This is a genomic window from Enterobacter sp. JH25 (assembly GCF_021725435.1).
GTDB classification, from domain to species: Bacteria; Pseudomonadota; Gammaproteobacteria; order Enterobacterales; family Enterobacteriaceae; genus Enterobacter; species Enterobacter intestinihominis.
The window spans coordinates 421,311-436,613 of record NZ_CP091319.1; the positions used below are offsets into that span (position 1 = coordinate 421,311).

At 55.8% G+C, this 15,303-nt stretch carries 13 protein-coding genes; 12 read left to right on the forward strand and 1 reads right to left on the reverse strand.

Going from position 1 to position 15,303, the window contains the following annotated elements:
• Positions 1-10 precede the first annotated feature (10 nt).
• The 12 genes from amiB (at position 11) to rlmB (ending at position 13,789) form a co-directional block, all read left to right on the forward strand.
• Positions 11-1,351 (forward strand): N-acetylmuramoyl-L-alanine amidase AmiB, encoded by a 1,341-nt coding sequence (amiB, locus tag L2Y28_RS02040; protein WP_022646817.1) that lies wholly within the window; start codon positions 11-13, stop codon positions 1,349-1,351.
• Positions 1,352-1,360: 9 nt separating this feature from the next.
• Complete coding sequence (mutL, locus tag L2Y28_RS02045; RefSeq protein WP_022646818.1) at positions 1,361-3,205, forward strand: DNA mismatch repair endonuclease MutL; 1,845 nt, start codon at positions 1,361-1,363, stop codon at positions 3,203-3,205.
• Complete coding sequence (gene miaA / locus L2Y28_RS02050; RefSeq protein ID WP_032621415.1) at positions 3,198-4,148, forward strand: tRNA (adenosine(37)-N6)-dimethylallyltransferase MiaA; 951 nt, start codon at positions 3,198-3,200, stop codon at positions 4,146-4,148. The genes mutL and miaA overlap by 8 nt, the downstream gene beginning before the upstream one ends.
• 85 nt (positions 4,149-4,233) lie before the next feature.
• Positions 4,234-4,545 (forward strand): RNA chaperone Hfq, encoded by a 312-nt coding sequence (gene hfq, locus L2Y28_RS02055; RefSeq protein WP_006810391.1) that lies wholly within the window; start codon positions 4,234-4,236, stop codon positions 4,543-4,545.
• A gap of 74 nt (positions 4,546-4,619) precedes the next feature.
• Positions 4,620-5,900 (forward strand): ribosome rescue GTPase HflX, encoded by a 1,281-nt coding sequence (gene hflX, locus L2Y28_RS02060; RefSeq protein ID WP_003855991.1) that lies wholly within the window; start codon positions 4,620-4,622, stop codon positions 5,898-5,900.
• A 56-nt stretch (positions 5,901-5,956) separates the two neighbouring features.
• Positions 5,957-7,216: an FtsH protease activity modulator HflK gene (gene hflK, locus L2Y28_RS02065; RefSeq protein ID WP_022646820.1), complete on the forward strand. Its 1,260-nt coding sequence runs from the start codon at positions 5,957-5,959 to the stop codon at positions 7,214-7,216.
• A 2-nt stretch (positions 7,217-7,218) separates the two neighbouring features.
• Positions 7,219-8,223 carry a protease modulator HflC gene (gene hflC / locus L2Y28_RS02070; protein WP_022646821.1) on the forward strand — a complete coding sequence of 335 codons (1,005 nt, stop codon included), beginning with the start codon at positions 7,219-7,221 and terminating at the stop codon, positions 8,221-8,223.
• A gap of 71 nt (positions 8,224-8,294) precedes the next feature.
• Positions 8,295-8,492: a DUF2065 domain-containing protein gene (locus L2Y28_RS02075; RefSeq protein WP_003855996.1), complete on the forward strand. Its 198-nt coding sequence runs from the start codon at positions 8,295-8,297 to the stop codon at positions 8,490-8,492.
• Between the two features lie 104 nt (positions 8,493-8,596).
• A complete protein-coding gene (locus tag L2Y28_RS02080; RefSeq protein WP_032621775.1) occupies positions 8,597-9,895 on the forward strand; it encodes an adenylosuccinate synthase in 1,299 nt (432 codons plus the stop codon).
• 192 nt (positions 9,896-10,087) lie between these two features.
• Entirely contained in the window at positions 10,088-10,513 is a 426-nt protein-coding gene (gene nsrR, locus L2Y28_RS02085) for a nitric oxide-sensing transcriptional repressor NsrR (RefSeq protein WP_003855998.1), read from the forward strand.
• Between the two features lie 38 nt (positions 10,514-10,551).
• A complete protein-coding gene (rnr, locus tag L2Y28_RS02090) occupies positions 10,552-12,993 on the forward strand; it encodes a ribonuclease R (protein WP_022646823.1) in 2,442 nt (813 codons plus the stop codon).
• Between the two features lie 64 nt (positions 12,994-13,057).
• Positions 13,058-13,789 (forward strand): 23S rRNA (guanosine(2251)-2'-O)-methyltransferase RlmB, encoded by a 732-nt coding sequence (rlmB, locus tag L2Y28_RS02095; protein ID WP_003856001.1) that lies wholly within the window; start codon positions 13,058-13,060, stop codon positions 13,787-13,789.
• 91 nt (positions 13,790-13,880) lie between these two features.
• Here rlmB and L2Y28_RS02100 read toward each other — a convergent pair whose 3' ends face one another.
• Positions 13,881-15,155, reverse strand: a complete 1,275-nt coding sequence (locus L2Y28_RS02100; protein WP_022646824.1) for an MFS transporter — start codon at positions 15,153-15,155, stop codon at positions 13,881-13,883.
• Positions 15,156-15,303: the final 148 nt, after the last annotated feature.

The window sequence follows — 15,303 nt, forward strand, 5'->3', positions numbered from 1 at the left end:
GGATAACGGGATGATTAATCGCGTTAAAGGTTGGATTTTGGCAGCCACGGTTCTGCTGTGCGCGCAGGCCGGTGCGGCCAGCCTCTCGGATATTCAGGTGTCGAATGGCGATAGCCAGGCCCGCATTACCTTCAGCTTTATGGGCGATCCTGAATATGCTTTCTCACAAATCGACAGCCGCAGCGTGGCGCTCGATATTAAACAGTCCGGGGTGATCCAGGGGCTGCCGCTCCAGTTCAGCGGCAACAATCTGGTGAAAAGCATCCGTTCGGGGACGCCGAAGGATGCGCAGTCTCTGCGTCTGGTGGTCGATCTCACCGAAAAGGGCAAAACGAAGGCGGTTAAGCAGCAAAACGGCGCCAGTTATACGGTGGTTTTTACCATTAATGCTGATGTTCCGCCGCCGCCACCGCCTGCACCTGTGGTAGCAAAACGCGTAGAAGCGCCGGTTTATACCCCAAGGCCGTCTGAGCCAGCCCGTAATCCGTTTAAATCACAAAATGACCGACTTACCGCCGTGACCAGCAGCAACACGGTGACGCGTCCGGCGGTCAGCGCGCGGCGAACGCCGGTCAGTGGCGACAAAGTGATTATCGCCATCGACGCCGGACACGGCGGGCAAGATCCTGGCGCGATTGGCCCGGGTGGCACGCGGGAGAAAAACGTCACTATCGCCATTGCCCGTAAGCTGCGTGCGCTTCTGAATGACGATCCGATGTTCAAAGGGGTCATGACCCGCGACGGAGATTACTTCATTTCAGTGATGGGACGCTCGGATGTGGCGCGTAAGCAAAACGCCAACTTCCTGGTGTCGATTCACGCGGATGCTGCGCCGAACCGTAACGCCACCGGCGCGTCGGTATGGGTGCTGTCGAACCGTCGTGCCAACAGTGAAATGGCGAACTGGCTTGAAGAGCACGAGAAGCAGTCTGAACTGTTAGGCGGGGCAGGCGATGTGCTGGCAAACAGCCAGGCCGATCCGTATCTCAGCCAGGCGGTACTGGATTTACAGTTCGGTCATTCTCAGCGCGTCGGGTATGATGTCGCCACTAACGTACTCAACCAGCTGCAAAGCGTCGGATCGCTGCATAAGCGTCGTCCGGAACATGCGAGCCTCGGTGTCCTGCGTTCGCCGGATATTCCGTCGATTCTGGTAGAGACGGGTTTTATCAGTAATCACGGTGAAGAGCGTTTACTGGGAAGCGACAGCTATCAGCAGCAAATTGCTGAAGCGATTTATAACGGTCTGCGTAAATACTTTGACGCGCATCCGCTTCAGTCTGCGCCGCAGGGCGGGGCAGCCCAGACGGCAAGCGCCGCGCTGCCGGGTGAGATGACCGCGACTAATTAAGGAGAGTTCATGCCGATTCAGGTTCTACCGCCGCAGCTCGCGAACCAAATCGCCGCCGGTGAGGTGGTGGAACGCCCTGCATCGGTGGTGAAAGAGCTGGTGGAAAACAGCCTCGATGCAGGGGCGACCCGCATTGATATCGATATTGAACGCGGGGGCGCAAAGCTTATCCGCATTCGTGATAACGGCTGTGGCATCAAAAAGGACGAGCTGGCGCTGGCGCTGGCGCGTCATGCCACCAGTAAAATTGCGTCACTTGACGATCTGGAAGCGATTATCAGCCTGGGTTTTCGCGGCGAAGCGCTGGCCAGTATCAGCTCCGTTTCCCGCTTAACGTTGACTTCCCGCACGGCCGACCAGCAGGAAGCCTGGCAGGCCTACGCGGAAGGGCGCGATATGGACGTCACGGTTAAACCAGCGGCGCACCCGGTAGGCACCACGCTTGAAGTGCTAGATCTTTTCTATAACACGCCCGCCCGGCGCAAGTTTATGCGAACCGAGAAGACCGAATTCGGACATATCGACGAGATCATCCGCCGCATCGCGCTGGCACGCTTTGATGTCACTCTTAACCTCAGTCATAACGGTAAGGTGATGCGTCAGTACCGGGCAGTGGCGGAAGGCGGGCAAAAGGAGCGTCGGCTGGGCGCCATCTGCGGCACGCCGTTCTTGGAAAAAGCGCTAGCCATTGAGTGGCAGCATGGCGATTTGGCCCTGCGCGGCTGGGTTGCCGATCCGAACGCCAGTAGCGCCGCGTTTGCTGAGATTCAGTACTGCTACGTCAACGGTCGCATGATGCGCGACCGCCTGATTAACCACGCCATTCGCCAGGCCTGTGAAGATAAGCTCGGCGCCGATCAACAGCCCGCCTTTGTGCTTTATCTGGAGATCGACCCGCATCAGGTTGACGTTAACGTGCACCCCGCCAAGCACGAGGTGCGTTTCCACCAGTCGCGTCTGGTGCATGATTTTATCTATCAGGGCGTCGTTAGCGTTTTGCAGAAGCAGGCTGAGCCAACGCTGCCGCTGGAAAACGACGTTCCTGCACCGCGATCGCTGCCAGAAAATCGCGTGGCGGCCGGACGTAACCATTTCGCTGAACCCGCAGCCGCGCGCGAACCAGTGGCTCCGCGTTTTTCGTCAGCGGGAAGCGCACCGCGCCCGACGGGCGCCAACTACCCAAATGCCCAGCCGGGGTATCAAAAGCAGCAAGGGGCGTTATACCGTAAATTGCTGGACACCCCAGCCGTGGAACGGAAAGAACATATTGAGGTATCGCCGTCTTCCCTTGACGGACATAGCCAGAGTTTTGGCCGGGTATTGACGATTGTCGCCCCGGACATGGCACTGCTTGAACGTGAGGGGAAATTGATGCTGCTGGCGTTGCCGGTAGCGGAACGCTGGCTTAAACAGGCGCAACTGACGCCAGGGGAAAACGCCGCCTGTGCTCAGCCGTTACTGATCCCGGTTCGGTTAAAAATAAACCATGAAGAAACAGGGGTTTTGCAGCGTGCCCAGGCGCTTCTTGCCGAAATGGGGATTGAAATCGTACTGGACGCGCAGCATGTGACAATTCGCGCAGTGCCTTTACCCTTACGCCAACAAAATTTACAAAACTTGATTCCTGAACTGATAGGCTACCTGGCGCAGCAAACGACGTTTGATGCCGCCGATACCGCGCAGTGGATCGCCCGCCATCTGGCCAGCGAACATTCGCCGTGGAGTATGGCGCAGGCGATTACCGTTCTGGCAGAGGTGGAACGCCTCTGTCCACAGCTGGTGAAAGCGCCGCCAGGTGGTTTGTTACAACCTGTTGATTTAAAAACGGCGATGACCGCCCTGAAACATGACTGATGTAAGTAAGGCGAGCCTGCCAAAGGCGATTTTTTTAATGGGGCCAACGGCCTCCGGTAAAACGGCGTTAGCCATTGAGTTACGTAAAGTTTTGCCAGTAGAGTTGATTAGCGTTGATTCAGCCCTCATTTACCGAGGAATGGACATCGGCACGGCGAAGCCCAACGCAGACGAACTGCGTGCGGCACCGCACCGTTTACTGGATATTCTCGACCCGGCACAGGCTTACTCCGCAGCAGATTTTCGCCGCGACGCCTTATCTGAGATGGCCGAGATTACCGCCGCGGGACGCATACCGCTGTTAGTTGGCGGCACGATGCTCTACTTTAAGGCGCTGCTGGAGGGGTTATCGCCTCTGCCATCGGCCGATCCGGAAGTGAGAGCGAAGATTGAGCGGCAGGCGGCAGAGCAGGGGTGGAACGTTTTGCACAGGCAACTGGAAGAGATTGACCCGGTTGCCGCAGCGCGGATCCACCCAAACGATCCGCAAAGGCTTTCCCGGGCACTGGAAGTTTTTTTCATTTCGGGTAAAACTTTAACGGAACTGACGCAAACGTCAGGAGACGCTCTGCCGTATCAGGTGCATCAGTTCGCCATCGCCCCGGCGAGCCGTGAACTGCTCCATCAACGAATTGAGCAGCGTTTTCATCAGATGTTGGCTTCAGATTTTGAAGCAGAAGTGCGGGCGCTTTTTGCCCGTGGAGATTTGCATACGGACATGCCTTCCATTCGTTGTGTGGGATACCGCCAGATGTGGTCGTATCTTGAAGGCGAGATTTCATACGATGAAATGGTTTATCGAGGTGTTTGCGCCACGAGACAGTTAGCGAAGCGCCAGATCACCTGGTTGCGCGGTTGGGAGGGGGTTCACTGGTTAGACAGTGAAAAACCACAACAGGCGTTAAACGAAGTGATTGAGGTTATTGGTGATATCGCTGACTGAATGTGTACAATTAAGCCGTATCGTGCGCAATTTTTCAGAATCGCAAGGTTCTAAGTACAAAACAAGCATATAAGGAAAAGATAGAATGGCTAAGGGGCAATCTTTACAAGATCCGTTCCTGAACGCATTGCGTCGGGAGCGTGTTCCAGTTTCTATTTATTTGGTGAATGGTATTAAGCTGCAAGGTCAGATTGAGTCTTTCGATCAGTTCGTGATCCTGTTGAAAAACACGGTCAGCCAGATGGTCTATAAGCACGCGATTTCTACTGTTGTTCCGTCCCGTCCGGTATCTCATCACAGCAATAACGCTGGCGGCGGCACTGGCAGTAACTACCATCATGGCAGCAACGCGCAGGGTTCATCTGCTCCTGCGCAGGACAGCGAAGAAACCGAATAAGGTTTTGGGCTGTTTTCCACACGGGGAGCCAGGGATCCTGCGTTCCCCGCTGATCTTTTTAGAGAGGTTTACGCTTGTTTGACCGTTATGACGCCGGTGAGCAGGCGGTGCTGGTACACATCTATTTTTCGCAAGACAAAGATATGGAAGACCTCCAGGAGTTTGAATCTCTGGTCTCTTCCGCCGGTGTCGAAGCAATGCAGGTGATTACCGGTAGCCGTAAAGCGCCGCACCCGAAGTACTTTGTTGGTGAAGGTAAAGCAGTTGAAATTGCGGATGCCGTAAAAGCAACCGGCGCATCAGTCGTGCTGTTTGATCATGCGCTGTCTCCGGCTCAGGAACGTAACCTGGAAGCTCTCTGCGAATGCCGTGTTATCGATCGCACGGGGTTGATCTTAGATATTTTTGCTCAGCGTGCGCGTACCCACGAGGGTAAGTTGCAGGTTGAGCTGGCGCAGTTGCGCCATCTGGCGACGCGTCTGGTGCGTGGCTGGACACACCTTGAAAGACAAAAAGGCGGGATTGGTTTACGTGGCCCGGGTGAAACCCAGCTCGAAACCGACCGTCGTTTGCTGCGTGGCCGTATAACCCAGATCCTTTCTCGTCTGGAGCGTGTCGAGAAACAGCGCGAACAGGGGCGTCGGGCGCGAACCAAAGCCGACATCCCAACGGTGTCGCTGGTGGGCTATACCAACGCCGGTAAATCCACCCTGTTTAACCAGATAACCGAGGCCCAGGTGTATGCCGCAGACCAGCTGTTTGCGACCCTGGACCCTACGCTGCGCCGTATTGACGTCGCAGACGTCGGTGAAACGGTACTGGCGGATACCGTAGGGTTTATCCGCCATCTGCCGCACGATCTGGTGGCGGCGTTTAAAGCGACGTTGCAGGAGACGCGTCAGGCGACCCTGCTGCTGCACGTGATTGATGCGGCTGACGTACGCGTGCAGGAGAACATCGACGCGGTGAATGTGGTGCTCGAAGAGATTGACGCCCACGAAATTCCCACCCTGTTGGTGATGAACAAGATCGATATGCTGGACGATTTCGAACCGCGTATCGACCGAGATGAAGAGAACAAACCAATTCGGGTCTGGCTATCTGCTCAGGCCGGGATTGGTGTGCCACTGCTTTTCCAGGCTTTGACAGAACGTCTTTCCGGTGAGGTAGCTCAGCACACGCTGCGACTGCCGCCACAGGAAGGCAGGCTGCGTAGCCGGTTTTATCAGCTTCAGGCGATAGAAAAAGAGTGGATGGAGGATGACGGCAGCGTGGGGATGCAGGTGCGTATGCCGATCGTTGACTGGCGTCGCCTCTGTAAACAAGAACCTGCGCTGGCGGACTATATCGTCTGATCAGAAAGGGGAAGCCTGAAAAATTCGCCCTTGCATAACAAATATGGAGCATATACATGGCGTGGAATCAGCCCGGTAATAACGGACAAGACCGCGACCCGTGGGGAAGCAGCAATAATCAAGGCGGCAACTCTGGGGGAAATGGCAACAAAGGTGGTCGCGAGCAGGGGCCGCCGGATCTGGATGATATCTTCCGCAAACTGAGCAAAAAGCTTGGTGGCCTTGGCGGAGGAAAAGGTTCTGGCTCGGGTGGCAACTCCACTCAGAGTCCGCGCCCGCCTATGGGTGGCCGCGTAGTAAGCATTGTGGCCGCGGCGGTAGTCATCATCTGGGCAGCCAGCGGGTTCTACACCATTAAAGAAGCAGAGCGCGGCGTGGTAACCCGTTTCGGTAAGTTCAGCCATCTGGTTGAGCCGGGCCTGAACTGGAAACCGACCTTCATTGATAACGTGACCGCAGTGAACGTGGAGTCCGTCCGTGAACTGGCGGCGTCTGGCGTGATGTTGACCTCTGACGAAAACGTGGTGCGCGTTGAGATGAACGTCCAGTACCGCGTGACCGATCCTGAGCGTTATCTGTTTAGCGTGACCAGCGCGGATGACAGCCTGCGTCAGGCGACCGACAGCGCCCTGCGTGGCGTGATCGGTAAATACACCATGGACCGTATCCTGACCGAAGGTCGTACCGTTATTCGTAGCGATACCCAGCGCGAGCTGGAAGAGACCATCCGTCCGTACAACATGGGTATCACCCTGCTGGACGTCAACTTCCAGGCTGCGCGTCCGCCGGAAGAGGTGAAAGCGGCGTTTGACGATGCGATTGCCGCGCGTGAAAACGAACAGCAGTACATCCGTGAAGCGGAAGCGTATACCAACGAAGTTCAGCCGCGTGCAAACGGTCAGGCGCAGCGTATTCTGGAAGAAGCGCGCGCGTATAAGACCCAGACCATCCTGGAAGCACAGGGTGAAGTGGCTCGCTTCGCGAAGATCCTGCCGGAATATAAAGCCGCGCCGGAAATTACCCGTGAGCGTCTCTATATCGAGACCATGGAAAAAGTGCTGAGCCATACGCGTAAAGTGCTGGTTAACGACAACAAAGGCGGAAACCTGATGGTCCTGCCGCTGGATCAGATGCTTAAAGGCGGTTCTGCACCGGCAGCAAAAGACAACAGCGGAGCCAACAACCTGCTGCGTCTGCCGCCAGCCTCGTCTGGTAGCTCCAGCGCGAACACAACGCCTTCTTCGAACGATGGTGACATTATGGACCAACGCCGTGCTAACGCGCAGCGTAACGACTACCAGCGTCAGGGGGAATAAGGATGCGTAAGTCAGTTATTGCGATCATCATCATCGCACTGGTCGTGCTCTACACCTCCATCTTTGTGGTGAAAGAGGGCGAACGTGGGATCAAGTTCCAGTTTAGCAGCGTCGTGCGTGACGGCGACAAGCGTCCGGTGATCTACGAGCCGGGTCTGCACTTCAAGGTGCCTTTCATTCAGTCAGTCAAAACGCTCGACGCACGTATCCAGACCATGGATAACCAGGCCGACCGTTTCGTGACTAAAGAGAAGAAAGACCTGATCGTTGATTCCTACATCAAATGGCGTATCAGCGACTTCAGCCGCTACTTCCTGGCAACCGGCGGTGGTGACGTTTCTCAGGCAGAAGTGCTGCTGAAACGTAAGTTCTCTGACCGTCTGCGTTCTGAAATTGGTCGTCTGGATGTAAAAGACATCGTGACCGACTCCCGTGGTCGTCTGACCCTGGAAGTGCGTGATGCGTTGAACTCAGGTACAGCGGGTACCGAAGACGAAGTGGAAACACCGGCAGCGGATGACGCGATTGCCAAAGCGGCTGAACGCGTTCAGGCTGAAACCAACGGTAAAGTACCGGTGATCAACCCGAACAGTATGGCTGCACTGGGTATCGAAGTGGTTGACGTGCGTATCAAGCAGATCAACCTGCCAGCGGAGGTGTCCGAGGCGATCTACAACCGTATGCGCGCCGAGCGTGAAGCGGTAGCCCGTCGTCACCGTTCACAGGGTCAGGAAGAGGCCGAGAAACTGCGTGCCGCAGCGGACTACGAAGTGACCAAGACGCTGGCGGAATCTGAGCGTCAGGGCCGTATCCTGCGTGGTGAAGGCGATGCCGAAGCCGCGAAGCTGTTTGCCGATGCCTTCAGCCAGGATCCCGACTTCTACGCCTTTATCCGTAGCCTGCGTGCTTACGAGAATAGCTTCCAGAGCAACCAGGATGTGATGGTACTCAGCCCGGACAGCGATTTCTTCCGTTATATGAAGACGCCGACTAACGCAACGCGATAAACTCAGGCTCGTTTGAGTATTCAAACCACCGCTCTTCACGGAGCGGTGGTTTTCTTTTATAAGGATGAAAAATGAATTCAACGATCTGGCTCGCACTGGCTTTGGTTTTGGTGCTGGAAGGCCTCGGCCCGATGCTCTATCCACGCGCATGGCGACGGATGATCGCGACAATGAGCCAACTTCCGGACAATATTTTGCGTCGTTTTGGTGGTGGACTTGTGGTTGCCGGTATCGTTATCTACTACATGTTGAGGAAAACGATTGGCTGATCAAAAACTAACCGCAATCGGCATATTTTAGGGTCAAAAAGTGCTGTATATCTGAAAAAGCGATGGTAGAATCCATTTTTAAGCAAACGGTGATTTTGAAAAAAATGGGTAACAACGTCGTCGTACTGGGCACCCAATGGGGTGACGAAGGTAAAGGGAAGATTGTCGATCTTCTGACTGAACGGGCTAAATATGTTGTACGCTACCAGGGCGGTCACAACGCAGGCCATACTCTCGTAATCAACGGTGAAAAAACCGTCCTCCATCTTATTCCATCAGGCATTCTTCGCGAAAACGTCACTAGCATCATCGGTAACGGCGTTGTGCTGTCTCCAGCTGCGCTGATGAAAGAGATGAAAGGTCTGGAAGACCGTGGTATCCCTGTTCGTGAGCGTCTGCTGCTCTCCGAAGCCTGCCCGCTGATCCTGGACTATCATGTGGCGCTGGACGTGGCGCGTGAAAAAGCGCGTGGCGCGAAAGCGATCGGCACTACCGGTCGTGGCATCGGCCCGGCATACGAAGATAAAGTGGCTCGTCGCGGTCTGCGTGTGGGCGACCTCTTCGACAAAGCGACCTTCGCTGAAAAACTGAAAGAAGTGATGGAATATCACAACTTCCAGCTGGTGAATTTCTATAAAGCTGAAGCCGTTGACTACCAGAAAGTGCTGGATGACGTCATGGCGATTGCTGACATTCTGACCGGCATGGTTGTTGATGTGTCCGATCTGCTGGACCAGGCGCGCAAGCGTGGCGATTTCGTCATGTTTGAAGGTGCGCAGGGTACCCTGCTGGACATCGACCACGGTACCTATCCGTATGTAACGTCCTCTAACACCACCGCGGGTGGCGTGGCAACCGGCTCCGGCCTGGGCCCACGTTATGTGGATTACGTTCTGGGCATCATCAAAGCGTACTCCACTCGCGTGGGTGCAGGTCCATTCCCGACCGAGCTGTTTGATGAAACCGGAGAGTTCCTCTGCAAGCAGGGTAACGAGTTTGGCGCAACCACCGGTCGTCGTCGTCGTACCGGCTGGCTGGACGCCGTTGCCGTGCGTCGTGCTGTGCAGATCAACTCCCTGTCTGGCTTCTGCCTGACCAAGCTGGACGTACTGGACGGCCTGAAAGAAGTGAAAATCTGCGTGGGCTACCGTCTGCCAGATGGTCGCGAAGTGACTACCACTCCGCTGGCCGCTGACGACTGGGAAGGCATTGAGCCAATCTACGAAACCATGCCGGGCTGGTCTGAGACCACCTTCGGTGTGAAAGAACGTAGTGGCCTGCCAAAAGCTGCGCTGGACTACATTAAGCGTATTGAAGAACTGACCGAAGTGCCGATCGATATTATTTCTACCGGCCCGGATCGTACTGAAACGATGATCCTGCGCGACCCGTTCGACGCATAATCTTCGTGACTGCTGGCCTGCGGGGAAACCCGTAGGCCGGATAAGCGCAGCGCCATCCGGCGACCGCTCCTGGATCTCCGCTTTTTCGCCCCGTCTGTCAAATAAATTAGCCGCTAACTATCTGGCTGGTTTATCATCATTAATGAATATCTCTGCGGTTTGACCGCGTTTTCCCTTTTTCCTGAGGTTGATGTGCAGTTAACAAGTTTCACCGATTACGGCTTACGCGCGCTGATTTACATGGCGTCGTTACCCGATGGGAAGATGACCAGCATCTCTGAAGTCACAGAGGTGTACGGTGTGTCCCGTAATCATATGGTCAAAATAATCAATCAACTTAGTCGTGCCGGATACGTTGCTGCCGTCCGCGGGAAGAATGGAGGGATCCGTCTCGGTAAACCGGCACAGAGTATCCGTATCGGCGATGTGGTACGTGAACTGGAGCCGCTATCTCTGGTGAACTGTAGCAGTGCGTTTTGCCACATTACGCCCGCTTGCCGCCTGAAACAGGCGCTTTCAAAGGCCGTGCAAAGTTTTCTCAAGGAACTGGATAACTACACGCTGGCCGATTTGGTTGAAGAGAATCAACCGCTTTATAAATTATTGCTGGTGGAATGAAGAAAATTTCCACCGGAGCTGACAACGGAGGAACCGACATGTCACAAGATCCTTTCCAGGAACGCGAAGCCGAAAAATACGCGAATCCTATCCCCAGCCGCGAGTTCATCATTGAACACTTAACAAAACGCGAAAAACCCGCCAATCGTGAAGAACTTGCCGTTGAATTAAACATTGAGGGTGAAGAGCAAATTGAAGCCCTTCGCCGCCGCCTGCGCGCCATGGAGCGCGACGGCCAGCTGGTCTTTACTCGTCGCCAGTGCTACGCGCTGCCAGAACGCCTCGATCTGCTGAAAGGCACCGTTATTGGTCATCGCGATGGCTTCGGCTTCCTGCGCGTGGAAGGCCGTAAAGACGACCTGTACCTCTCATCCGAACAGATGAAGATGTGTATTCACGGCGACCAGATCCTGGCGCAGCCGCTGGGTGCAGATCGTAAAGGCCGCCGCGAAGCGCGCGTGGTCCGCGTGCTGGTGCCGAAAACCAGCCAGATTGTAGGCCGTTACTTTACCGATGCGGGCGTAGGCTTTGTGGTGCCGGACGATAGCCGTCTGAGCTTCGACATTCTCATCCCGCCTGAAGAGGTGATGGGCGCACGCATGGGCTTTGTGGTAGTGGTTGAACTTACCCAGCGCCCGACCCGCCGTACCAAAGCGGTAGGTAAAATCGTCGAAGTGCTGGGCGATAACATGGGCACCGGCATGGCCGTTGATATGGCGCTGCGCACCCATGAAATTCCTTACGTCTGGCCGAAAGCGGTTGAAGACCAGATCGAAAACCTGCGTGAAGAAGTGCCGGAAGAGTCCAAAGCAGGCCGCGTGGATCTGCGCGATCTGCCGCTGGTCACCATTGATGGTGAAGACGCCCGCGACTTCGATGATGCCGTGTACTGTGAGAAAAAACGCGGTGGTGGCTGGCGTCTGTGGGTGGCTATCGCGGATGTGAGTTATTACGTACGTCCACACACGCCGCTGGATAACGAAGCGCGCAGCCGCGGTACGTCGGTCTACTTCCCGTCGCAGGTTGTACCGATGCTGCCAGAAGTGCTCTCGAACGGCCTGTGTTCCCTCAACCCGCAGGTGGACCGCCTGTGTATGGTCTGCGAAATGACCATCTCCAGCAAGGGACGTCTGACGGGCTATAAGTTCTACGAAGCGGTGATGAGTTCTCATGCGCGCCTGACCTATACCAAGGTCTGGCATATGTTGCAGGGCGATCAGGATCTTCGCGAACAGTACGCGCCGCTGGTCAAACACATCGAAGAGCTGCACAACCTCTACAAAACGCTGGATCAGGCGCGCGAAGAGCGCGGTGGGATCTCGTTTGAGAGTGAAGAAGCGAAATTCATCTTTAACGCTGAGCGTCGTATCGAGCGAATCGAGCAGACTCAGCGTAACGATGCGCACAAGCTGATTGAAGAGTGTATGATCCTGGCGAACATCTCGGCGGCACGTTTCGTTGAGAAAGCCAAAGAGCCTGCGCTGTTCCGTATTCACGATAAGCCAACCACGGAAGCCGTAACCTCGTTCCGTTCCGTGCTGGCCGAACTCGGCCTGGAACTGCCTGGCGGCAATAAGCCTGAGCCACGCGATTATGCCGAGCTGCTGGAATCCATCAGCGATCGTCCTGACGCGGAAATGCTGCAAACCATGCTGCTGCGTTCCATGAAGCAGGCGATTTACGATCCGGAAAGCCGGGGCCACTTTGGTCTGGCGTTACAGTCGTATGCGCACTTTACCTCGCCGATTCGCCGTTATCCGGATCTGTCCCTGCACCGTGCGATCAAGTATCTGCTGGCGCACGAGCAAGGTCACAAAGGCAATACGACCGAAACCGGTGGGTATCACTACTCCATGGAAGAGATGCTGCAACTGGGCCAGCACTGTTCCATGACCGAGCGTCGTGCGGATGAAGCAACGCGCGACGTGGCGGACTGGCTGAAGTGTGACTTTATGCTGGATCAGGTGGGTAACGTCTTTAAAGGTGTGATTGCCAGCGTCACCGGCTTTGGCTTCTTCGTACGTCTGGATGAGCTGTTTATCGACGGTCTGGTGCACGTTTCCAGCCTTGATAACGATTACTACCGCTTCGACCAGGTCGGACAACGTCTGATCGGTGAATCCGGCGGTCAGACCTACCGTCTGGGCGATCGGGTGGAAGTGAAGGTAGAAGCCGTGAATATGGACGACCGTAAAATCGACTTCAGCCTCATCTCCAGCGAACGGGCTCCGCGTAACGTCGGGAAAACCGAGCGTGAGAAAGCGAAAAAAGGCGGCAACGGTAAAGCGGGCGGCAAGCGACGTCAGGCAGGTAAAAGAGTAAACTTTGAGCCAGACAGCGCCTTCCGTGGCGAGAAGCAGCAGAAACCCAAGGCGGCGAAAAAAGACGCTCGTAAAGCGAAAAAACCGTCGACCAAGACCCAAAAAATAGCGGCCGCAACCAAAGCGAAGCGCGCGGCGAAGAAACTGCAGGCGGAGTAATTTCCCCTCACCCTGACCCTCTCCCCAACGGGGAGAGGGACAATATTTATTACGAGAACCATCAATGAGTGAAATGATTTACGGCATCCACGCGGTGCAGGCCCTGCTGGAGCGCGCGCCGGAGCGTTTTCAGGAAGTTTTTATTCTGAAAGGGCGTGAAGACAAACGTCTGATGCCGCTGATCCACGCGCTGGAAGCGCAGGGCGTCGTGATCCAGCTGGCGAACCGTCAGTATCTGGATGAGAAAAGCGAAGGTGCTGTACACCAGGGCATTATCGCGCGCGTGAAGCCGGGCCGTCAGTATCAAGAGAACGATCTGCCGGATCTGATCGCTGAGCTGGATAACCCGTTCTTCCTGATCCTCGATGGCGTAACCGACCCGCACAACCTGGGCGCGTGCCTGCGTAGCGCCGATGCAGCAGGCGTGCATGCGGTAATTGTGCCAAGAGATCGTTCCGCGCAGCTTAACGCTACCGCTAAAAAAGTGGCCTGCGGCGCGGCGGAAAACGTTCCGCTGATCCGCGTGACTAACCTGGCGCGCACCATGCGTCTGTTGCAGGAAGAGAATATCTGGATCGTCGGCACGGCCGGTGAAGCGGATCACACTCTGTATCAGAGCAAAATGACCGGCCGTATGGCGCTGGTGATGGGGGCAGAAGGTGAAGGCATGCGTCGCCTGACCCGCGAGCACTGCGATGAGCTGATCAGCATTCCGATGGCGGGCAGCGTGTCGTCCCTGAATGTTTCTGTTGCGACGGGTATCTGCCTGTTTGAAGCGGTGCGTCAGCGCGGGTAGCCTGTTGTGCCGGGTGGCGGCTTCGCCTTACCCGGCCTACAAAAGCATGGTACCGTAGGCCCGGTAAGCGCAGCGCCACCGGGCAACAATCTCACTCCTCTAACGACCGCAAATGGTCATCCTTTCTCAGCGTCATCAGCGCGAAAATACTCACCACCGCCGTTGCCATCACGTAGTACGCCGGAATATCCAGATTGCCCGTCTCTTTAATCAGCCCGGTAATGATCAGCCCCGCACAGCCCGAGAAGATCGCATTCGACAGAGAATAGGCCAGCCCAAGCCCGGTATAACGCACGCGCGTCGGGAACATCTCAGACAGCATAGCCGGCCCCGGCCCTGCCAGCATCCCAACCAGACCTCCAGCAATCAGCACCACAATCGCTTTGACAGCCAGCGTGCTGGACTCCGCCTGCAAAATTTTCAGCAGCGGCAGGGCGAGGATCAGCAGGAGCACGGTGGCGATAATCATCACCGTCCGCCGCCCGATCCTGTCGCTCAGCATGCCCGACGGAATGATCGTGAACGCAAACCCAATGTTAGAAATCACCGCAATCAGCAGCGCCTGGTTAAAACCGGTGTGCAGCGCAGATTGCAGATAGGTCGGCATAATCACCAGATAGGTATAACCCGCCGCAGACCAGACCATCACGCGACCAATGCCCATCAGAATGGTTTTGAACGTGGCGGCGGTGCTGGCCTGAGTAACAACCGGTTTTTCCCGTTGCTGCACAAAGCTCGGTGTCTCTTCCATGCTTACCCGCAACCATAGCGCGACCGCACCCATCGGCAACGCCAGGAAGAACGGAATGCGCCAGCCCCAGTCGTGCAAGGCTTCAGGGGAGAGAAGGGTAGAGAGCAACGCGACAATGCCTGCGCCTGCTAACAGCCCGAGCGCCACGGTGAAGGACTGCCATGCCCCGTAAAGACCGCGCTTGCCGCGCGGGGCAAACTCCGTCATCAACGAGACCGCGCCGCCATACTCACCGCCCGCGAACAGTCCTTGCAGAATACGCAGGAGCGTAACGATCAGCGGCGCGGCAATCCCGATACTGGCGTAGACCGGCACAATACCGATGGCAGCGGTGGCGAGCGTCATCAATACCAGCACTATAATCAGCGTCGGTTTGCGGCCAATCCTGTCGCCAATGCGGCCAAAGACCACCGCACCCAGCGGACGGAAGAAGAAAGCGATGGCGAACGAGGCCCAGGTGAGGATCAGGCTGGTGAGCTCCGCTTCCCCCTCAAGCTGGAAGAAGTTTCTGGCAATCACCGTTGCCAGAAAACCATAGACCGCAAATTCATACCACTCGATGAAATTACCGATGGAGCCTGCAATTAATGCACGCTTGTGCGCAGCCTGTTGCATAACGATCCTCACAAAAACGGGGTAAGAATAAATTATTCAGCATTAGTGAAGTAAGGAAATAGTTTATTCTTATGTTCTGTGAGCTATTTCACGAATGATATCAACACGATCGTCATCGTGTGACCCCCCTCCCATGCAGCGTGCATGC